Source organism: Micromonospora sp. C28SCA-DRY-2 (assembly GCF_030519475.1).
GTDB lineage: Bacteria > Actinomycetota > Actinomycetes > Mycobacteriales > Micromonosporaceae > Micromonospora.
In genome coordinates this window covers 48,875-67,038 of the sequence record NZ_JAUMKD010000004.1, presented here as the reverse complement: position 1 = coordinate 67,038, position 18,164 = coordinate 48,875, and the positions used below count along the sequence as shown (strand labels likewise).

At 73.0% G+C, this 18,164-nt stretch carries 20 protein-coding genes and 3 tRNA genes; 12 read left to right on the top strand and 11 right to left on the bottom strand.

What is annotated here, in order from left to right:
* Positions 1-41 precede the first annotated feature (41 nt).
* Complete coding sequence (locus Q3W71_RS17915; RefSeq protein WP_302920499.1) at positions 42-560, bottom strand: PadR family transcriptional regulator; 519 nt, start codon at positions 558-560, stop codon at positions 42-44.
* A 252-nt stretch (positions 561-812) separates the two neighbouring features.
* Here Q3W71_RS17915 and Q3W71_RS17910 point away from each other — a divergent pair, with 252 nt between their 5' ends.
* Together Q3W71_RS17910 and Q3W71_RS17905 are read left to right on the top strand one after the other, a co-directional pair.
* The gene (locus tag Q3W71_RS17910) at positions 813-1,955 is read left to right on the top strand and encodes a carboxypeptidase-like regulatory domain-containing protein (RefSeq protein WP_302920999.1); all 1,143 of its coding nucleotides are present in this window, start codon (positions 813-815) and stop codon (positions 1,953-1,955) included.
* 263 nt (positions 1,956-2,218) lie between these two features.
* The gene (locus tag Q3W71_RS17905; RefSeq protein WP_302920498.1) at positions 2,219-2,371 is read left to right on the top strand and encodes a hypothetical protein; all 153 of its coding nucleotides are present in this window, start codon (positions 2,219-2,221) and stop codon (positions 2,369-2,371) included.
* A gap of 75 nt (positions 2,372-2,446) precedes the next feature.
* Here the strand turns inward: Q3W71_RS17905 and Q3W71_RS17900 are convergent.
* The 3 genes from Q3W71_RS17900 to Q3W71_RS17890 form a co-directional block, all read right to left on the bottom strand.
* Positions 2,447-2,519, bottom strand: a tRNA-Arg gene (locus Q3W71_RS17900).
* A gap of 35 nt (positions 2,520-2,554) precedes the next feature.
* Positions 2,555-2,645 (bottom strand) — tRNA-Ser (locus Q3W71_RS17895).
* 811 nt (positions 2,646-3,456) lie between these two features.
* Positions 3,457-3,615, bottom strand: a complete 159-nt coding sequence (locus Q3W71_RS17890; RefSeq protein WP_302920497.1) for a hypothetical protein — start codon at positions 3,613-3,615, stop codon at positions 3,457-3,459.
* Between Q3W71_RS17890 and Q3W71_RS17885 the strand changes: the two genes are divergently transcribed.
* A complete protein-coding gene (locus Q3W71_RS17885) occupies positions 3,602-4,318 on the top strand; it encodes a hypothetical protein (RefSeq protein ID WP_302920496.1) in 717 nt (238 codons plus the stop codon). The two genes, Q3W71_RS17890 and Q3W71_RS17885, sit on opposite strands and share 14 nt — an antisense overlap.
* A gap of 102 nt (positions 4,319-4,420) precedes the next feature.
* On the opposite strand, the gene Q3W71_RS17880 is transcribed toward Q3W71_RS17885, so the two are convergent.
* A complete protein-coding gene (locus Q3W71_RS17880) occupies positions 4,421-5,191 on the bottom strand; it encodes a CPBP family intramembrane glutamic endopeptidase (RefSeq protein WP_302920494.1) in 771 nt (256 codons plus the stop codon).
* 146 nt (positions 5,192-5,337) lie between these two features.
* Between Q3W71_RS17880 and Q3W71_RS17875 the strand changes: the two genes are divergently transcribed.
* Positions 5,338-6,453 (top strand): globin domain-containing protein, encoded by a 1,116-nt coding sequence (locus Q3W71_RS17875; protein WP_302920493.1) that lies wholly within the window; start codon positions 5,338-5,340, stop codon positions 6,451-6,453.
* Positions 6,454-6,594: 141 nt separating this feature from the next.
* Here Q3W71_RS17875 and Q3W71_RS17870 read toward each other — a convergent pair whose 3' ends face one another.
* Positions 6,595-8,109: a peptide deformylase gene (locus Q3W71_RS17870; protein ID WP_302920492.1), complete on the bottom strand. Its 1,515-nt coding sequence runs from the start codon at positions 8,107-8,109 to the stop codon at positions 6,595-6,597.
* Between the two features lie 303 nt (positions 8,110-8,412).
* Between Q3W71_RS17870 and Q3W71_RS17865 the strand changes: the two genes are divergently transcribed.
* Positions 8,413-9,195, top strand: coding sequence for an IucA/IucC family C-terminal-domain containing protein (locus tag Q3W71_RS17865; protein ID WP_302920998.1), 783 nt, complete (start codon positions 8,413-8,415; stop codon positions 9,193-9,195).
* A gap of 27 nt (positions 9,196-9,222) precedes the next feature.
* Here the strand turns inward: Q3W71_RS17865 and Q3W71_RS17860 are convergent, their stop codons facing one another.
* A complete protein-coding gene (locus Q3W71_RS17860) occupies positions 9,223-11,049 on the bottom strand; it encodes a hypothetical protein (protein ID WP_302920490.1) in 1,827 nt (608 codons plus the stop codon).
* A 210-nt stretch (positions 11,050-11,259) separates the two neighbouring features.
* Between Q3W71_RS17860 and Q3W71_RS17855 the strand changes: the two genes are divergently transcribed.
* On the top strand, positions 11,260-11,970 hold the full coding sequence (locus Q3W71_RS17855; protein WP_167180224.1) for a class I SAM-dependent methyltransferase: 711 nt from the start codon (positions 11,260-11,262) through the stop codon (positions 11,968-11,970).
* 130 nt (positions 11,971-12,100) lie between these two features.
* On the opposite strand, the gene Q3W71_RS17850 is transcribed toward Q3W71_RS17855, so the two are convergent.
* Positions 12,101-12,634: a YbhB/YbcL family Raf kinase inhibitor-like protein gene (locus Q3W71_RS17850; RefSeq protein ID WP_302920489.1), complete on the bottom strand. Its 534-nt coding sequence runs from the start codon at positions 12,632-12,634 to the stop codon at positions 12,101-12,103.
* Between the two features lie 147 nt (positions 12,635-12,781).
* On the opposite strand from Q3W71_RS17850, the gene Q3W71_RS17845 reads away from it, so the two are divergent.
* Positions 12,782-12,964: a hypothetical protein gene (locus tag Q3W71_RS17845; RefSeq protein WP_302920488.1), complete on the top strand. Its 183-nt coding sequence runs from the start codon at positions 12,782-12,784 to the stop codon at positions 12,962-12,964.
* Positions 12,965-13,012: 48 nt separating this feature from the next.
* Complete coding sequence (locus Q3W71_RS17840; RefSeq protein ID WP_302920487.1) at positions 13,013-13,354, top strand: VOC family protein; 342 nt, start codon at positions 13,013-13,015, stop codon at positions 13,352-13,354.
* Positions 13,355-13,415: 61 nt separating this feature from the next.
* On the opposite strand, the gene Q3W71_RS17835 is transcribed toward Q3W71_RS17840, so the two are convergent.
* Positions 13,416-13,507, bottom strand: a tRNA-Ser gene (locus tag Q3W71_RS17835).
* 86 nt (positions 13,508-13,593) lie between these two features.
* Between Q3W71_RS17835 and Q3W71_RS17830 the strand changes: the two genes are divergently transcribed.
* A complete protein-coding gene (locus Q3W71_RS17830; protein ID WP_302920486.1) occupies positions 13,594-14,145 on the top strand; it encodes an AAA family ATPase in 552 nt (183 codons plus the stop codon).
* A gap of 9 nt (positions 14,146-14,154) precedes the next feature.
* The gene (locus Q3W71_RS17825) at positions 14,155-15,132 is read left to right on the top strand and encodes an NAD(P)H-quinone oxidoreductase (RefSeq protein WP_302920485.1); all 978 of its coding nucleotides are present in this window, start codon (positions 14,155-14,157) and stop codon (positions 15,130-15,132) included.
* Positions 15,133-15,219: 87 nt separating this feature from the next.
* On the opposite strand, the gene soxR is transcribed toward Q3W71_RS17825, so the two are convergent.
* Entirely contained in the window at positions 15,220-15,681 is a 462-nt protein-coding gene (gene soxR, locus Q3W71_RS17820) for a redox-sensitive transcriptional activator SoxR (protein WP_302920484.1), read from the bottom strand.
* A gap of 56 nt (positions 15,682-15,737) precedes the next feature.
* Here soxR and Q3W71_RS17815 point away from each other — a divergent pair, with 56 nt between their 5' ends.
* Both Q3W71_RS17815 and Q3W71_RS17810 read left to right on the top strand, forming a co-directional pair.
* Positions 15,738-16,457 carry a transketolase gene (locus Q3W71_RS17815; RefSeq protein ID WP_302920997.1) on the top strand — a complete coding sequence of 240 codons (720 nt, stop codon included), beginning with the start codon at positions 15,738-15,740 and terminating at the stop codon, positions 16,455-16,457.
* 2 nt (positions 16,458-16,459) lie between these two features.
* On the top strand, positions 16,460-17,362 hold the full coding sequence (locus tag Q3W71_RS17810) for a transketolase family protein (RefSeq protein ID WP_302920483.1): 903 nt from the start codon (positions 16,460-16,462) through the stop codon (positions 17,360-17,362).
* Positions 17,363-17,437: 75 nt separating this feature from the next.
* On the opposite strand, the gene Q3W71_RS17805 is transcribed toward Q3W71_RS17810, so the two are convergent.
* Positions 17,438-18,145, bottom strand: a complete 708-nt coding sequence (locus tag Q3W71_RS17805) for a glycosyltransferase family 2 protein (RefSeq protein WP_302920996.1) — start codon at positions 18,143-18,145, stop codon at positions 17,438-17,440.
* Positions 18,146-18,164 lie beyond the last annotated feature (19 nt).

The window sequence follows — 18,164 nt, the reverse complement described above, 5'->3', positions numbered from 1 at the left end:
CGCCGGGCCGGTCTCAGGACGGTGCACCTCGGGGAACCCGCTCATGCAACCTCCTCCTCGACCGCGTCGAGCCAGGCGAGCTCCGTGCGTAGGTGCGCGATGCCGTTGTCGAGCGTGGCGAGCCGGAGCCGGGCACCGCGATCGGACGCCCCGGCCTCGGCTCGCATCCGCTCGAAGCGCGCCAGCTGTGCCCGGGTCGCCGCGCGACGCTGCGCGAAGAGCGACCGGAGGCCGTCATCGTCGAGGTCGGCGCCGAAGAACACCCGCGCGAGGAACGGGTCGCGTTCGACCTGGCGCTCCGGCTCGCTGGCGAGCCACGCGGCGAGAGCCGCCCGCCCGGCGGCGGTGATGCGGTGCTCCTGACGGTCCGGCGCTCCTGAGCCGGCCACCGTCTCGACCTCCGCGTACCCCTCGGCGACGAGCTGGGCGAGGATGCGGTAGATCTGCGCCTTGTCCGCCGACCAGAAGTGCCCCACCGTCGAGTCGAAGTGCCGCTTCAGGTCGTAGCCGGTCATGGGCGCGAGGGCGAGCAGCCCCAGGATGATGCGTGACAGAACCACGCGGCTAGTAGACAAGTCATCTAGGAGATTTGTCAACTAGCCCCGGAGTCGAACCCGTGTGTTCCGGCCTGGGCAGCCCGTGGCCGACGCACAGGCAATTCGATCGACCTGCTGAGCGAGCTCGACGCAGCAGGCGCCGACATCTGCGCGTCCGCTACTGCCGCCGCCCCGGGTCGGGCGGCCTACCCACGACGGGGCATAGTGACCCGCGGTGTCTTCGACGGTTGCCGCGCTGGGATGAGGTAGTTGGACGTGACGACGCGCTTACCTACCCGACGGGTCCTGGCGGTGGCGGTGACAGCACTGGCCGGGGCGACCCTCGCGGTTCCCGCGACGGCCGCTCCGCCGACCATCAGCATCCTGAGTGTGTCCGCGGAGAACGTGAAGTCCGGCCAGTCGGTGCAGGTACGGTTCCGTGCCACGAACAATGGGAGCGGCAAGGAAACGGTCTTCGTGGCCGTCTCCGGTGGCCTTCAATGCACCGCCGGCTGTTCCGCGTCCCAGGTCATCGGCCCCGGCCTGAGCGAGACCTTCACAGCCACGGTCGTCGCGCCCAAGGTCCACGAGAGCGAGGTGAGCGGCCGCAACCTCGCGGTCTCCGCCCGGATCGGCACGCAGACAGCGTTCGACCACAAAATGATCTTCGTCCACGGCGCCGGCCAGCCACTCCCCGCCGACCAGCCGTCATCCGCGGTGAGCCAGGTCTCCGGCCTGGTCCGTGACAGCGACGGGAAGCCGATCGGTGGCGCACGCCTGACCGTCCGGGACAGCGCCGGACACGACTACCGTACGACCAGCGGTCGAGACGGCAGGTTCTCGATCAAGTCGAGCGCCAGCAAGCCGGTCGCCGTAGGGCTCATCAGGGTCGAGGCGCGGAAGGACGGCTACCGCACCGCTCGCGCGACGGTGCGGGGTGCCACCGGCGGTGCCGCGACCGTTCGGCTCACCCTCGCCGCCGTGGCCCCGCCATCGTCGCCCTCCGCCGCGGCGAGCCTTCCCGGGCCGACCGAAGAGCCCGCGACCGAGGCAGGCTCCGCCGGGGCGGCGCCGCCGGCCACCCTCAAGCAGGTCAGCGACGAAGGTGGCAGCTCGCCGCTCTGGATCATCCTGGGCGGGCTCCTGGTCGCCGCCGGTTCGGGCGGCCTCGTGCTGGCGCTGATCCGCAGGAGGAACGCACTGAACGAGCCGAACCCGCCAGCCCTCGCCCCGAACAGGGTGGACGCGCCGGTTGGCGGATCCGGGGCCGGCATGGCAGATGCCCCGACCGCCGTACTGTGCACCGTGCCGCCGGACGGCGGATTCTCCGACCCTTACGGCGCGGCCACCCAGGGCGGCAACCAGCAACACGGCTACCACCATGGCCCTTACGACAGTTACTCCGGACCAGTTCGTTAGCGGTCAGGTTGCCGCCGCCGCATAGCACCGGACGGCGACCTTCTGCTCCGGGCTCCACTGCTGTTCGACTGTGGCCAGCGGCTGCCAACCGAGCCTCTCGTACGCAGCCGCCGCCGCAGTGTCAGAAGGCACCACGTCGAGCACCGGATGCAGACCGCGATCCCGTGCTCCTTCCCCGACCCGTGCTTTGTCGACACCGACTCCAGGCGCACCGCGTAGCGCGATGTCCCGAGCGTCGTACGCATTCACGACCTGGGCCACTCGTGCTGCTTTACAACCACGGCGTGCCGCTGGAACGGATTCAGGACGTCCCCGGGCACAGCTTCCCGACCATCACGAAGTCAATCTACGTCGAGGCCATTCGGCGGGTGCAGCAGGACGCCGTGGACCGGCTCGGCTTCCTCTTCGCCGCGTAGGCGCAGGGTCAGCCCTCGGGGTCACAACGATCAAGGCCGGTCTCCCGTGACAGGAAACCGGCCCTCGATCTGCTGCGCGCCCGAAGGGACTCGAACCCCTAACCTTCTGATCCGTAGTCAGATGCTCTATCCGTTGAGCTACGGGCGCAGGTGCTCGGCCAGTCTACACACCCGGCTTTCGCGCGGAGACTCCGGGATTCGAACCCGGGAGGGGCTTTAAGACCCCAACCGCATTAGCAGTGCGGCGCCATAGACCAGACTAGGCGAAGTCTCCCCGGTGGCCTGCAGACCACCGCGCCCGAGGATACAGGCCCAGACCCATCGGGAGCAAAGCGACTACCGGACCGCCACCGCCGGGTCACCCGGCTGGCCGCGGTCGAGCGCTGTGCGGCGGCTCGATCAGGACTAGGCTCCATCGATATGCAGGAGCAGCCGCCCAGCGAGCCGAACCGCCGAGAGCCTGCTGAGGGAGCGCGCCGACGCTCCCCCAAGGCGACCTTCACCCCGCCGCCGCTGCCGGCGACGCCGGATCCGGCGGAGCGGGCGGAGGCCGGGGAACCCCGTCCGCGCCGGGCCAAGGCGGCTCCGACGGTGCTCTTCCAGCCGCCCGAGCCGGACCGTCCGCTGCCCCGCCAGCCGAGGGCGGCCACCGGGTCCCCGGACCGCCGGGCTGACCGGTCAGACAGCGCCAGTGATCCGAACCACACCGCGCCCTCGGGCTCCGCCGCCCCCGGTTCCGACGCCGGACCGGCGCAGCCGACCCCCGACACCGCCGCCACGCGGCAGACCGGGGCGGATCCGGGCACGGTCGACCCAGCCGGGGAAGATCCCGCCCCGGCAGCGCCGACCAAGGCCGGCCCGGCGAAGAAGGCCGCGCCGCGGAAGGCAGCGGCACCGCGGAAGGCGGCTGCGGCCGAGGATGTTCCGGCCAAGCCCAGCCGGGCGAGGAAGGCCGCCGGCAAGAAGGCGGCGCCGGCGAAGAAGGCGACCACGGCCACCCGGCCGCCGACCGAGACGGCCACACCGCCCCCCGGGACAACCCCGGCCACCGCGACCACCTCGACCGGAACGGCGAGCACCGCAGCTCAGCAGACGGCCACCCCGGCCGAGACGCCGGCCGCCGTGGCCGAGACCACGACCACGCCGACCGCCCAGACGGCTACGCCTCCCGCTCGGCAGACGGTCACCCCGGCCGAGACGACCACGCCGGCGGCCGGAAAGGCGACGCCGGTGAAGAAGGCCACCGCCGCGAAGAAGACGGACGCCGTCCTGGAGCGCCCGAGCGAGATCCGACAGGTCGCGCCACCGACGCGTACGCCGGAACTGCGCGCCGCCCTCGCCCGGGTGGTCGAGCACCCGGGCTTCGCGCCGGAGCTGCTCGCCCTCGCCGCCGTCGAGGCGGTCGGGCCGCGCGCCCGGGAGTGGGCCGACCGGCTGCGGTCGGCGTACCCGGATGCCTCGCCGGACGGCCTGGCCCGGCTCGCCACCCGGCGGTTCGTCCGGCAGGCCGGGGCGGGTGGGGCGACCGCCGCGCTGGCCGGCGCCTTCGCCCCGCTGGCCGAGCTGGCGGCGGTGCTCTGGACCCAGGCGAACCTGGTGCTGCACCTGGCGGCGGCGTACGGCCGGGACCCGGCCCACCCGGACCGGGCCGCGGAGTTGCTGGTACTGACCCAGGTGCACCCGGACGCGGAGAGCGCCCGGACGGCGCTGGCGGCGGCCCGGGCGGCGGACGGGCCGGGTGACGAGCCCTGGTCGCGGGCGGTGGAGGCGGCCTGGCGGCTGGCCGCGCCGCTCGCCGCGCAGGCGGGCGGGTGGCTGGTGCTGCGGCTGGCGTCCCGGGTGCTGCCCGGCGCGGCGGTGCTGGCGGCGGCGGCCGGCGACTCCGCGGCCGCCGCGCGGCTGGCCGCCCGGGCGGTCAGCAGCTACCGGCCGCCCCGGTCGCGCTAGGAGATCCACGCGAGGTGCGGTACGCCGCGGTCCGCGGGGCCGTCGATGCCGCGTCCTGCCGCATCCGGAGTCGATCGAGCCGGGTGAGCCCGCCGGCACCCGTCACAGCCAGGAGAACCACTCCTTGGGCAGCAGGGCGTAGCCGACGAAGGCCACGATGTCGAGCAGCGCGTGCGCCACGACCAGCGGCATCACCCGCCGGGTGCGCAGGTAGACCAGGCTGAACACCACGCCCATCACCACGTTGCCGAGGAACGCGCCGAAGCCCTGGTAGAGGTGGTAGGAGCCGCGCAGCAGCGCGCTCGTCGCGATGATCGCGCCGGTCCGCCAGGCGAGCTGGCGCAGCCGGGTGACCAGGTAGCCGACCACGATCACCTCCTCCAGCACGGCGTTCTGCACGGCGGCGAGGATCAGCACCGGCACCGTCCACCAGAAGTCCGGCAGCGCGGCGGGCACCAGCGTGGCGTTCACGCCGAGCTGCGCCGCGGCCCAGAAGAGCGCCAGCCCGGGCAGCCCGATCAGCGCCGCCAGTCCGGCGCCGCGGGCCAGGTCCGGCCCGGGCTGGCGGGCGTCCAGGCCGAGGGTGCGGGCCGGGTCGCCGGGGTCGCGGGCGATCAGGTGTACGGCGAGCAGCACCGGCAGCAGCGCGAAGACGATGCCGAGCAGTTGGTACGTCAGGTCCAGCCAGGGCCGGGGCGACACCGACGTGTTCAGCGACGCGGTCTGCTTCGACAGCGGCCCCTCGGCGGTCAGCTTCGCGATGATCGACACCATCGCGTAGACGGCGGACTGCCCGAGCGAGAGCCCGAGCACCAGCAGCGTCTCGGTGCCCAGGGTGCTGCGGGACACCGGGCGGGCGAGCTCAACGGTCACCGCACCACTCTGCCCGACCGCGACCGCCGGCGGCACGCGCCTGAGCGGCCCTCGTGAGCCGGTCGCACATTCTGTGCGACCGGTGGGCACGCTGCGTGGTCATGCTGTGCGTGCCCGATCCCCCGACAGGTCAAGGAGCGCGCCCGGTGGACGACTTCGCGCGGCTGCTGAAGGAGAGCTGGACCCTGGTCGAGGAGCACCGGGAGCGGCTGAGCGACCACTTCTACGCTCGCCTCTTCCTGCTCGACCCGGAACTGCGGAACCTCTTCCCGGTCCAGATGTCCGGGCAGGGCGACCGCATCCTGGAGGCGATCGTCACCGCGAGCCAGACGGTCGGTGACCCGGAGAGCTTCGACGAGTACCTGCGCGCGCTCGGCCGGGACCACCGGAAGTTCCATGTCGAGGCGGCGCACTACGCGACCATGGGCGTCGCGCTGCTGGACGCGCTGCGCAGCACCGCCGGCGACGGCTGGAACCTGGAGTACGACCAGGCGTGGCGCGACGCGTACGCGGCCATCTCGGAGAAGATGCTGGCCGGCGCGGCGGCGGACGAGAACCCGCCCTACTGGCACGCCGAGGTGCTGACCCACCAGCGGCACGGCTCGGACACCGCCGTGCTCACCTGCCGGGCCCTGCAGCACCCGCTGCCCTGGAAGGCGGGCCAGTACGTCAGCGTCGAGGTGCCCCGCTACCACCCCCGGGTGTGGCGGACCTACTCGGTGGCGAACGCCCCGAACGACGACAACGTGCTGGAGTTCCACGTCCGTACGCCCGGCGCCGGTTGGGTCTCCGGCGCGCTGGTCCGCCGGGTCAAGCCGGGCGACCTGATCCGGGTGGCCGCCCCGATGGGCTCGATGACGCTGGACCGCTCGTCGGACCGGGACATCCTCTGCGTCGCCGGCGGGGTCGGCCTGGCCCCGATCAAGGCGCTGGTGGAGGAGTTGGCCAGCTACAACCGGACCCGCTGGGTGCACGTCTTCTACGGCGCGCGTACCGAGGCCGACCTGTACGGGCTGGCCGGGCTGCGGGAACTGGTCGCCCAGCACCCCTGGCTGTCGGTCACCCCGGCGTGCAGCGAGGACCCGGACTTCGACGGCGAGTTGGGCGACGTCTCCGAGGTGGTCAGCCGGTACGGCCCGTGGACCACGCACGACTGCTACGTCTCGGGCTCGGCCCCGATGGTCCGGGCCACCCTGCGGGTGCTCGCCGCCGACGACGTCCCGCCGGAGCACACCCGGTACGACACCTTCGGCAGCATCTAGGCATTTCTCCCCCCATGCCGGGGCGCGTGCCCCTGCCCCCTGGGGCACGCGCCCCGGCCCCCGATCGGGCGGACCGGCACCGCCCGCCCGACCACGCCCGCCCGGCCGTCCGTTCCCACCCGGGCGGGCGTGGTCGGTGCGTCAGTAGCGCCAGGGGTGCCCGGTCTCGCGGTACTCCTCGATCGGCACCAGCGGCACGCCGGGTGCCATCCGGTCGACGTAGAGCCGCCCCTCCAGGTGGTCGATCTCGTGCGCGACGAGGCGGGCCATGCCGAACTCGAACGAGGTGATGATCCGGCTGCCGTCGTACTGGGCGTGCTCCACGTCGATCCGCAGCGGCCGGGGCACCAGGCCACGGTGGTCGAAGAAGGAGAGGCAGCCCTCGTACTGCTCGTCGGTGTCCGGGGCGGCGTCGACCACCCGGGGGTTGAGCAGCACCACCGGCTCGGCGGTGCGGTCCGGCGGCCGGACCACCGCGGCGGCCGAGCCGATGCCGAGCTGCGGCGCGGCGACGCCGACGCCCTTGCTGAACGGGTGCAGCTCGTCCAGGCGGACCAGCACCGCGCAGAGCCGGTCGACCACGGCCCGGGCCACCCGCTCCTCGCGAGGCAGGTCGAACGGGCGGGCCGGCTGGCGGAGCAGGTCGGCGCCGCGTTGCACGATGCCGATGCCGCGCATCCGGTCACTCGGGCGGATCCGGCCCGCGTCCGGCTCGGGCTCGGGCCGGCCGCGGAACCGCCACTGCAACCGGTAGCGGGCGTTCAGCGGCGGGTCGTCGGTGGCCCAGTCGAACAGCGCCCGCTCACCCGCCTCGCGCCGGCTCACCGGGGTGCGCAGCGGGCCCTCCTCCGCCGAGAGCGAGGTCTCCACGCCCCAGACCTGCGGGTCGAGGTCCGCCGGCAGGTCCAGGCGTACGGCGAGGTGCCGGGTGGGCAGCCGGACCGCCCGCTGGAACCAGGGGCCCCACTTGTCCTGCCCGACGTGGTACGCGTACTCGATGGTGGCCCGGTCGCCCGGGTAGAGCGGGAACCGCCGGTCGCCGTTCTCGAAGAGCAGCCAGATCTCCTTGAAGGCGTCCCGGTCGTGCTTGGCCCGCCAGTGCATCGCCTCGCGCTCGCCGCCGTCCTCCCGGTACGCCCGCAGTTGCAGCTCGGCGAAGGTGAGCGGGTGTTCCCGGTGGTGCCGGTTGGACCGGCCGGGATCGTTCGGGTACCGGTCGACGGCCACCCGGACCAGGTACCGGGTGACCGGTTCGGTGCCCGCGTTGTAGAGCTCCCGGCGGATGACGCAGCGGTAGCCGTCGTCGGTGTGGGTGAGGGTGGCCAGTTCCCGCTCGACCACCAGGCCGGTGCCCGGTGGCAGCCACTGGCCGGGCAGCGGGGGATCCCGGTGGCCCTTCTCGGCGCGCGCGTGCCGGAGTTCGTCGTACTCCCGGAAGCGCTGCCAGATCGCGCCGCTGGCCTCCAGCACCGCCTCCGCGCGGCGGGCGAAGTCCTCGGTGGGCCGGTGCCGGCGCCCTTCGACATGGCTGACGTAGGACGGGTCGAACCCCATCAGGGTGGCGAGCTGTTTCTTGGACAGCCCCCGCCCGGTTCGCTGCCGCGCGAGTTCGGCGGCGAAGGAGTCGGCAGCCCGATCGAGCGGTGAGGTCGTCATCAGCTTCCTCGTGGCCGGGAGTATCAGTTTCACGTTCCGTGGCCGGGCAGATACGAAACTGCCACCTTGCCGACACGAGGCTTGACTGGTCAGCGACGTCCGTCGATACTGTGCCCCGCCGCCGGTACCGGCGGCGTTTTCCGTCCCGACCGCCGGGTAGTAGGCCGAGGCCGGCCGACCGGAGTGACCGGGGCCTCCCCCGCCGACCCAGGTGAGGCTTCCCTTAGCGCCCGAGGCATGGTTAGGCTAGCCTTAGCTCAGCGAGGGCGCTTCGGACGGGGGACGATTCGGATGACAGCGGTGATGCCGGGGCGCCAGGTCGCCACCGCACCGCTCGCGCCGGTCACCGCCACCCTGCGGGCCATGTTCGGCACCGACGACGTGCCCGGCCTGATGCCCGGCCTGCTGGTCACCGACGAGTACGGCTGGAGCCCCGCGACCACCCTCGTCGACGGCAGCAAGCTGCCCGAGTTCCTGCACGCCGCGACGCTGCGCTGGGGTGGCACCCCGCACGCCTGCGCCGCGCTGGCCTGGAAGTCGTACAGCTACTGGACCGCGCTGCCGGTGGTGCTCGGCTGGGCGTCCGCCCGCCGGGTGCCGCTGTTCGACCCGGCCGACGTGCTGATCCACTTCGAGGACCACCGCCCGCTGCTCACCCTGGGCCTGCGCCGCTCGACCACCGTCGCGGTGCTGCCCGGCGACCCGCTGGCGGTCTCCGGCCTGCCCGAGGTGCGGGTGGTGGCCGGCGAGGCGGAGCTGCTCGGCCTGCTGCGCGCCTCCCTGCTCGACGCCCACCTGGCCCCGATGATCGAGGCGATCCAGGCCGAGGTGCGGATCGGCACCCGCACCCTGCTCGGGTCGGTGGCCTCCGGCATCGCCCACGGCATCCTGCGGGCCGCCGACGGGCTGCCCGGCTCCTCCGTCGAGACCATCGACACCCTGCTCGGCGCGCTCGACCTGCGCGACCTGGTGGAGTTGGTGCCCGGCCCGGCCGGCGAGCCGACGGTGCAGCGGCGCACCTGCTGCCTGGCCTTCACCCTGCCCAAGCCGAAGATCTGCCAGGGCTGCTGCGTCCGCCAGTCCTGACCGGGCCGCCGGTGCCGCCGGTCACGGTCAGTCGGTGAGCGGGCGGACGTCCCAGACCCAGACCCCCCCGGTGCGCGTCGGCCGGATCCCGGTCAGCTCGGTCATCCCCCGGCGCAGCGCGGCGGCCTGCGGGTGCGGGCCGAGGATCACCACGCCCGCCCGCCAGTACCGCAGGTCGTCGACCGCGTTCACCCGCGCCTGCGGGGTGATCGGTGGCACCGCGCCGGTGCTCCGGATGACCGCGAAGAAGCTGCTGGTCGGCCGGGGTGGGGCGGTGAACAGGGCGGCTCCCCGCTCCTCGCTGCCCGGGCGGGTGTCCGGCCCGAGGAAGTAGCCGCGGGCGATCGGCATCTCCAGCCGGGTCGTCGCCGACCAGCGCAGCGGTTCGGCGTAGTTGGTGTCCGGCAGCGGCAGCGTCACCACGCTCCGACCCCCGGCCACGTACGGCCGCCAGGCGCCCGAGGTGACGAAGGCGGGCACCGGGTCGAGCCGTTCCGCCGGCAGCGGAGTGGGCAGCAGCGGGAGCAGGGCCATGGTCAGCACGGTGGCGGTGGCGAAGCGGAGCTGCGGGCGGGCGGTGGGGAACCGGGCGGCGAGCGTACGGACGCACTCCGCGCCGTACGCGAGCAGCAGCCCGATCACCGGGGTGAGCGCCAGCGACCACCGGGTCGGCACCACCGAGTGCAGGATCGGCAGGTTCTCCAGCGCCGCCCACGGGCCGGGAATGCCGGTCTCCCGGCCGTTGAAGCGGATCTCCCGACCCAGCGAGAGCAGGCCGAAGAAGAGCCCGAGCGCGGCCAGTCCGAGTACCACCACGTTGCGCCGCAGCCACCAGACCAGCGCCACCACCAGCACCATCAGCGGCCAGCCGAAGAAGGCGTTCTCCTCGGTCGGGTTCTTGGCCAGGCCGGCTGAGCTGCGGTTGTCGCCGGCCAGCGACTCCCGGGAGAAGGCGACGAACGACACCAGGTCGGTGGAGTAGCCGCGGATCAGCCGGGACAGCCCCTGGTAGGCGCCGGGACCGAAGAACTGCACGTAGAGCGGGTACGCCAGGACCACCGCGCTGGCCGCCGCGGCCACGCCCAGCCCGGCGAGGAAGGGTCGGGTCCGCTGGCGCAGGGCGGGCCGGCCGAGGGCGAGCGCGGCGACCACCACGCCCAGTCCGATCGCGGTCATCAGCAGGATCTCGAGGTTGAGGAAGGACTGCCAGACGATCACCAGCGCGAGCAGCAACCCGTTGCGCAGCCAGCGGCCGGGCTCGGCCAGCCGTACGGTGCGCCAGACGATCAGCGGCACCACGAACTGGGACACGATGTTCGGGTGGGCGTTGGCGTGCGACACCATCGCCGGCGCGTACGCGCAGAAGGCGGCACCCAGCCAGGCCGGCCCGCGAGCCCCGACGAGCACCCGGGAGAGGACGAGATACCAGGCGGTGGCCGTGGCGATCATCCCCGCGGTGAGGAAGAGCAGGAAAGCGGCGCGGGGACCGAGCAGGACGGTGATCGGCGTCATTGGCAATGAAACGGATAATACCGATGTATTTGCCATCAAATTGACGCCATCCGGAACGTTCATCCGGTCGGAGAAGAACGGATAGGCAAAATCGGTCACGACCCGTGCCCCGTGGGCCATCATCCACTCGAACTGCGCCTGGTCCGACGGGTTGTCCCGGAGGCCCTGGCGCGGATCGAGCCAGAGCCGCGCGGTGATCCAGAAGGCGAGCGCGACGAAGCTCAGCACCGCGGCGAGGTCGGTCCACCAGCCCGTCCGGCGGCGTACGCCCCGGTCGGGCCCGCCCTCCGGCGCCCCGGGCGAGGGTTCGCCGGCGGGGAGGTCCGATTCGGGAGTAGTCATGACAATTCGGAGCGTAGTCACGGGAAGGCGGCACCGTGACATGTTTCGGGGTACTGCACTACCATGTGCCGGGTTCGCCGCCCGCGATCACGCGCCCGACCCCCGACCGCATTTCGGCCACCACGGTGCCCCGATTCTTCCGCCCCCTGTGCGGATGATTCACTCTGTCGGTTCAGGCGCGGGTCGAGTCATATCGTGAGGAATCGACGCATGGCAGAAATCACCGGGGATCAGCGCGTCCAGTCCGAGGTCCTGGAGGGCCTCGCGACAGCGGTCAACCACCGTCGCTGGTTCGTCGAGCTCGCCCTGCCGTACCTCGGTGACAACCCGATCGAGATCGGCAGCGGCCTCGGCGACTACGCCCTGGAGTGGGCCACCCGGCTGCCCCGGTTCACCGCCACCGAGGCCGACCCGGACCGGCTGGTCTCGCTCAAGGAGCGCCTCGCCGAGCAGCCGACCATCGAGGTCCGGCAGATGCTGCTGCCGCACTCGGAGCGGGGCGACTACAGTGCGGCCGTGTCGTACAACGTGCTGGAGCACATCGAGGACCACGTGGGCGCGCTGCGCAGCATGCGCGACCTGGTCCGCCCCGGCGGCGCCGTGATCATCATCGTGCCCGCGTTCCAGTTCGCCATGAGCCCGGCGGACATCGCCACCGGCCACGTCCGGCGCTACACCAAGAAGACGCTGGCCGCCGCGATGACCGAGGCCGGTCTTGAGGTCGAGACGATCCACTACGCCAACGCGCTCGGGCTGATCGGCTACTTCATGGCCACCAAGGTCTTCCGGCTGATGCCGAAGGAGGGCCCGATGGTGAAGGTCTACGACACCCTCGTGCTGCCCGCCACCAAGGCCGCCGAGCAGCTGGTCCGCCCACCCTTCGGCCAGTCCGTCTTCGCCGTAGCCCGCGTCCCCGCCTAACCCCGCCCTCATCCCAACCCGGACTCACCCCAACCCGGACTCACCCCGTTGATCATGAGGTTGACGGCGATGTCGATCTCCTCGATCGCCGCCAACCTCATGATCAACGCTGGAGTCGGGTGGGAGTGGGTTACTGCTTGATTTGGTAGGTCGGGCGGGTCACGGCGCGGGCGAGGGTGTGGAAGGTGAGGTTGAAGCCGACGTAGGCGGGGGAGGCGTCGGGGGTGAGGTCGAGGCGGTCGACGTCGAGCGCGTGCACCGCGAAGACGTAGCGGTGCGGCCGGTCGCCGGCCGGCGGCGCGGCCCCGCCGTAGCCCCGCTCGCCGTAGTCGTTGCGCACGGTGAACGCGCCGCCGAGGTCCGCCTCGGCCACCCCGCGCGGCAGCGACGTCACGTCGGCCGGCAGGTTGACCAGCACCCAGTGCCAGAATCCGCTGCCGGTCGGCGCGTCCGGGTCGAAGCAGGTCACCACGAAGCCCCGGGTCTCCGCCGGGAAGCCGGACCAGGCGAGCTGCGGCGAGAGGTTGTCGCCCCCGACGCTGCCGTGCGCGAAGGTGGCGTCCATCGGCTCGCCGTTCTGCACGTCGTCACTGGTGAGGTTGAACGACGAGACGGTCGGTAGCAGCTCGTACGGGTCCGGGGCGATCGGTCGTTCCAGGGTCATCGAACGGGTCCTTCCGGTGAACGGTTTCCTGCCCCTTCTTACCTCGCCGTCGCCCGACTATCGACCGGAAGCTCCCGTTGTCCGGCCGATCCGCCGGTCCGGGCCGGACCGTTGCCACGGAACAATCCTCCTCGGGAGGACCACCCCTTGACTTCCATCTGGCGTGACTTCTGCAAGGCCCTCGTCGCCGCGGTCCGCCGCCCCGACGAGGCGGCGCTGCGCGCCGAGCGCGGGCGGGCGGTGCGGCGGCTCGCCGAGGAGAAGATCCGCGAGCAGGAACGGCGATCCGCCGGACCGGACCGCCGGGCGGAACCGGCGGACGAGGGCTGACGGCCCGCCAGGCATCTGCCGTGGTCCATGAGCCGTTACCCTCGGGCTATGGCCCTCGACCTGTTCGCCGGGATTCCGGTCAGCGACTACGCCGCCGCGTTGGCCTGGTACGAGCGGCTGTTCGGTTCCCCGCCCGCCTTCGTCCCGAACGACCACGAGGCGGTGTGGGGGCTCGCCGAACACCGGTGGGTGTACATCGAGCGGCATCCCGACCGGGCCGGCCACGCCATGCACACCGTCTTCGTCGACGACCTCGACGCCCTGCTGGCCGAGACGGCCGGGCGGGGACTCGAACCGGCGAGGCGGGAGACGTACGAGAACGGGGTCCGGAAGGCCATCTACGTCGATCCCGACGGGAACGAGATCGGCTTCGGCGGCCCGCCGCTCTGACCCCGTGGGGTGCCGTCGTGCGACCGATGATCGTCGCCGCGCTCGGTACGGCCCTGTTCGGTGGCGGAGGGTGTGGGATTCGAACCCACGAAGGACATCGCTGCCCTTACCGGTTTTCAAGACCAGCGCCATCGGCCACTAGGCGAACCCTCCCGGGCCACGGACCCGACGGGGTACGCGTCCGTGCCTAGTCTGCCACGGCTGGCGTCCGGGCGAGCGGGCACGCCACCCCGGCTGGGATGATCGACGCCATGTGGGAGACCCCGGCCATCGTGCTGATCACCGGGATCATGGCCGCCGGCAAGTCCACAGTGGCCGAGGCGCTGGCCCGCCGGTTGCCCCGCGCGGTGCACCTGCGCGGCGACGTGTTCCGGAAGATGGTGGTCAGCGGCCGGGCCGAGATGACCGCCGAGCCGTCCGAGGAGGCGTACCAACAGTTGCGGCTGCGCTACGACCTGGCGGCCGCGGCGGCGGACCGCTACGCCGCCGCCGGCTTCACGGTGGTGCTCCAGGACATCGTCATCGGCGCCGACCTGCCGGCCATGGTCGGCCGGATCCGGCACCGGCCGCTCGCCGTCGTGGTGCTCGCGCCCCGGCCGGAGGTGGTCGCCGCCCGCGAGCGGGACCGCCCCAAGAAGGGGTACGGGGACTGGCCGGTAGCCGACCTCGACGCCGACCTGCGCTCGGGGACGCCCCGGATCGGGCTCTGGCTGGACACCTCGGCGCAGACCCCGGAGCGGACGGTGGACGAGATCCTGGCCCGGGCGTGGACCGACGGCCAGGTGGGGTAGACACGACACATGCGTGCGATCACGATCTCCGAACCCGGCGGGCCCGAGGCACTGGTCTGGAGCGAGGTCCCCGACCCCGAACCCGGGCCGGGCGAGGTGGTGGTGGACGTCCGCGCCAGCGCTGTCAACCGGGCGGACCTGCTGCAACGGCAGGGGCACTACCCGCCGCCGCCGGGCGCGTCGGCGTATCCCGGGCTGGAGTGCGCCGGGGTGATCGGCGCGCTCGGTCCGGACGTGACCGGGTGGCGGGTTGGCCAGGAGGTCTGCGCGCTGCTGGCCGGCGGCGGCTACGCGGAGCGGGTCGCCGTGCCGGCCGGCCAGCTGCTGCCGGTGCCGGCCGGGGTCGACCCGGTCGACGCCGCCGCGCTGCCCGAGGTGGCCTGCACCGTCTGGTCGAACGTGGTGCGGCTGGCCGGGCTCGGCGCGGGCGAGACGCTGCTGGTGCACGGCGGCGGCAGCGGGATCGGCACCTTCGCCATCCAGCTCGGGGCGGCGCTGGGCGCGACCGTGGTGGTGACCGCCCGGTCGGCCAAGCACCCGGTGCTGCGCGAGCTGGGCGCCGCGCACACCGTCGACTACCGGGAGCAGGACTTCGTCGAGGAGGTCCGGCGGGTCACCGGCGGCCGGGGCGCGGACGTGATCCTCGACATCATGGGCGCCTCCTACCTGGGCCGGAACGTGGCGGCGCTGGCCACCGGCGGCCGGCTGGTGGTGATCGGCATGCAGGGCGGGCGCAAGGGCGAGCTGGACCTCGGCGCGCTGCTGGCCAAGCGGGGCACGATCGCCGCGACGGCGCTGCGGTCCCGGCCGGTCGCGGAGAAGGCGGAGATCGTCCGGGGCGTACGCGAGCAGGTCTGGCCGCTGATCGAGGCGGGCCGGATCCGCCCGATCGTGGACCGCCGGCTGCCGATGAGCCGGGCCGCCGAGGCGCACCAACTGTGCGAGACGAACGAGCACGTGGGCAAGGTCCTGCTCACCACGGGGTGACCGGGCACGGCCTGTCCGGCGCGGGCCGGACCGGCGGCCGGGCGGGGCAGCATCAGGCGCGGGCCGGACCAGCCGGGCGGGGCAGGATCAGGCGCGGGCCGCGTCGGCGGCCGGGCGGCGCAGCATCAGGCGCGGGCCGGGGCCCTCACCGGCCAGCGCGTCGCTGGGGTTGCTGAGCGTGCAGCGCTGCAACGACAGGCAGCCGCAGCCGATGCAGCTGTCGAGGTCGTCGCGGAGCTTGGTCAGCAGCCGGATCTGCTCGTCCAGCCGCTCCCGCCAGATGGTGGAGAGCCGCGACCAGTCCTCAGCGGTGGGCGTACGCGAGGCGGGCAGCGACTCCAGCGCCGCCCGGATCTCGTCCAGCGAGATGCCGACCTGCTGGGAGATCCGGATGAACGCCACCCGACGCAGCTCGCTGCGGGCGTAGCGGCGCTGGTTGCCGCCGGTGCGCTCGGCCCGGATCAGCCCGAGCCGCTCGTAGTAGCGCAGCGCCGACGGCGCCACCCCGCTGCGCTCGGAGAGCTGGCCGATGGTCAGAGACTCGTGCATCACGTTCGCCTTGAGTTGAAGTGCGCTTCAACTTGCAGGCTATCCGCATGACCACGATGACCGCCAGTACGGGCCGGGCCGGCGCCGCCCCGCCCGGGCCACGGCTCCCCGCGCCCGTGGCGCCGCTGCTCGACCGGATCCGGGCCGGCCGGGAGTTCGGCGCCAACGTCTACTCCACCGTCGACGTGCTCTGGGTGCTCTACGACCGGATCCTCCGGATCACCCCGGAGACCGTCGAGGCCCCGGAACGGGACCGCTTCCTGCTCTCCAAGGGCCACGCCGTGGCCGGCTACTACGCGGTGCTCGCCGCGAAGGGCTTCGTCCCGCTCGACTGGCTCGACGACCAGGGCGGCCCGACGAGCCGGCTCGGCGACCACCCGGACCGGCTGCTGGTGCCCGGCGTCGAGATCGGCTCCGGTTCGCTCGGCCACGGCCTGGGGCTCGGCGTGGGCACCGCGCTCGGGCTGCGCGCCCAGGGCCTGCTCACCCCCCGGGTGTACGTGCTGCTCGGCGACGCCGAACTGGACGAGGGCTCCAACCACGAGGCGATCGCGTACGCCGGGGCGACCGGGCTGGCCAACCTGACCGCCGTGGTGGTGGACAACTCCTCGGCCACGCACGGCTGGCCGGGTGGCGCGGCGGCCCGGTTCACCGTGAACGGCTGGACCGCCGCCACCGTCGACGGGCGCGACCACGACGCCCTGCACACCGCCCTGACCGGGCAGGACAACCACCGGCCGCACGTCGTCGTCGCGGTCGTCGACTCCGGGGAGTGACCATGCGGGAGACCTTCGTCGACACCACCACCGCGTTGCTGGCCGAGGATCCGCGTACCGCGCTGGTGCTCGCCGACATCTCCGCCGCCGCGTTCGCCGCGGCCGCCCGTCGGCACCCGGACCGGGTGCTCAACGTCGGGATCCGGGAACAACTGATGGTCGGCGTGGCGGGCGGGCTCGCGCTGACCGGGCTGCGGCCGATCGTGCACAGCTACGCCCCGTTCCTGGTCGAGCGGGCGTACGAGCAGCTCAAGCTGGACCTGGACCACCAGGGGGCGAGCGCGGTGCTGGTCAGCGTCGGCGCGTCGTACGACCGGGCGGCCGCCGGGCGCACCCACCTCGCCCCGGCCGACGTGTCGCTGATCGACACGCTGCACGACTGGACAGTGCACGTTCCCGGGCACCCGGGCGAGGTGCCGGCGCTGCTGCGGGGCGCGGTGGCCGCCGAGGGCTCGGCGTACCTGCGCCTGTCCACGCTGCACAACGACCGGCCGCGCGCCGGCGACGGTTCGCTGGACCTGGTCCGGGACGCCGGGCCGGGCGCGCCGCTGCTGGTCGCGGTCGGGCCGGTGCTGGACGCCGCGGTCGCCGCGGTGGCGGATCTGGGGGTCTCGGTGGCGTACACCCACCGGCCCCGGCCGTTCGACGTCGCGGGCCTGCGGGCGCTGGCCGGCACCGAGGTGATCCTGGTCGAGCCCTACCTGGCCGGTACGTCCGCGCGGGTGGTGTCGGCGGCGTTGGCCGACCGGCCGCACCGGCTGCTGGCGCTCGGCGTGGGTCGGCAGGAGCTGCGCCGCTACGGCTCGCCGGACGACCACACCCGCTGGCACGGGCTGGACGCGGCCGGGCTGCGCCGCTCGGTGAGCGGATTCCTGGCACCGGCGCTGACGCCGGCCGGCCGCTGAGCGGCCACGCGGAGCGGGCCGTCGAGGGGCGGCTACTGGTCAGCGGGCCGGGGTGCCGGCGGGGCGGGCCGAGGGTCAGCGGGCCGGGGTGCCGGCGGGGCGGCGGCGGGTGCGTTCGCGGCCGAGGATCCAGAGCGCCTCGACCCCGTCCTTCCAGGTGATCTTCTTGCCCTCCTCGCGACCGCGGGCGCGGTAGCTGATCGGCACCTCGTACGGCCGGATCCGGCGGCGCAGCAGCTTGCCGGTCACCTCGGCCTCCATGCCGAAGCCGCGGGAGCGGATGTCGAGCGAGCGGTAGAGGGCCACCGGCATCAGCTTGAAGCAGGTCTCCAGGTCACCGATGTAGGAGTTGAACAGCACGTTCGCCGCCATCGTGACGCCCTTGTTGCCCATCACGTACCAGAAGCTGTACGCGCTGTGACTGCCGAAGGTGCGATTGCCGTAGACCACCGTGGCCCGGCCGTCCAGCACCGGGTCGAGCAGCTTGGGGATGTCCTGCGGGTCGTACTCCAGGTCGGCGTCGAGGATGACCATGTAGTCGCCCTCGGCGTTGTCGACGGCGGTCTTGATGGCCGCGCCCTTGCCCGCGTTGCGCGGGTGGGTGACCACCCGCAGCCGCGCGTCGTCGGCGCGGCCGAGGATCTCCCCCGTGCCGTCCCGGCTGCCGTCGTCGACCACGACCAGCTCGATCTCGCACGGGTAATCGACCGCCAATGCCTGCTTCAGGGCATCCGCGATGCGTTCTTCCTCGTTGTAGACCGGCATGAGGATCGAGAGCTTCACGGGAATCTCCACGGTGGCG

Bases quoted from the DNA above. Each gene is read 5' to 3' on its own strand.
- Q3W71_RS17870 (WP_302920492.1), bottom strand. From the start codon at position 8,109: ATGACGACCTCACCGCTCGATCGGGCTGCCGACTCCTTCGCCGCCGAA.
- Q3W71_RS17865 (WP_302920998.1), top strand. From the start codon at position 8,413: ATGCCGGGGCGCCAGGTCGCCACCGCACCGCTCGCGCCGGTCACCGCC.
- Q3W71_RS17860 (WP_302920490.1), bottom strand. From the start codon at position 11,049: ATGACTACTCCCGAATCGGACCTCCCCGCCGGCGAACCCTCGCCCGGG.
- Q3W71_RS17855 (WP_167180224.1), top strand. From the start codon at position 11,260: ATGGCAGAAATCACCGGGGATCAGCGCGTCCAGTCCGAGGTCCTGGAG.
- Q3W71_RS17850 (WP_302920489.1), bottom strand. From the start codon at position 12,634: ATGACCCTGGAACGACCGATCGCCCCGGACCCGTACGAGCTGCTACCG.
- Q3W71_RS17840 (WP_302920487.1), top strand. From the start codon at position 13,013: ATGGCCCTCGACCTGTTCGCCGGGATTCCGGTCAGCGACTACGCCGCC.
- Q3W71_RS17830 (WP_302920486.1), top strand. From the start codon at position 13,594: ATGATCGACGCCATGTGGGAGACCCCGGCCATCGTGCTGATCACCGGG.
- Q3W71_RS17825 (WP_302920485.1), top strand. From the start codon at position 14,155: ATGCGTGCGATCACGATCTCCGAACCCGGCGGGCCCGAGGCACTGGTC.
- soxR (WP_302920484.1), bottom strand. From the start codon at position 15,681: ATGCACGAGTCTCTGACCATCGGCCAGCTCTCCGAGCGCAGCGGGGTG.
- Q3W71_RS17815 (WP_302920997.1), top strand. From the start codon at position 15,738: ATGACCGCCAGTACGGGCCGGGCCGGCGCCGCCCCGCCCGGGCCACGG.
- Q3W71_RS17810 (WP_302920483.1), top strand. From the start codon at position 16,460: ATGCGGGAGACCTTCGTCGACACCACCACCGCGTTGCTGGCCGAGGAT.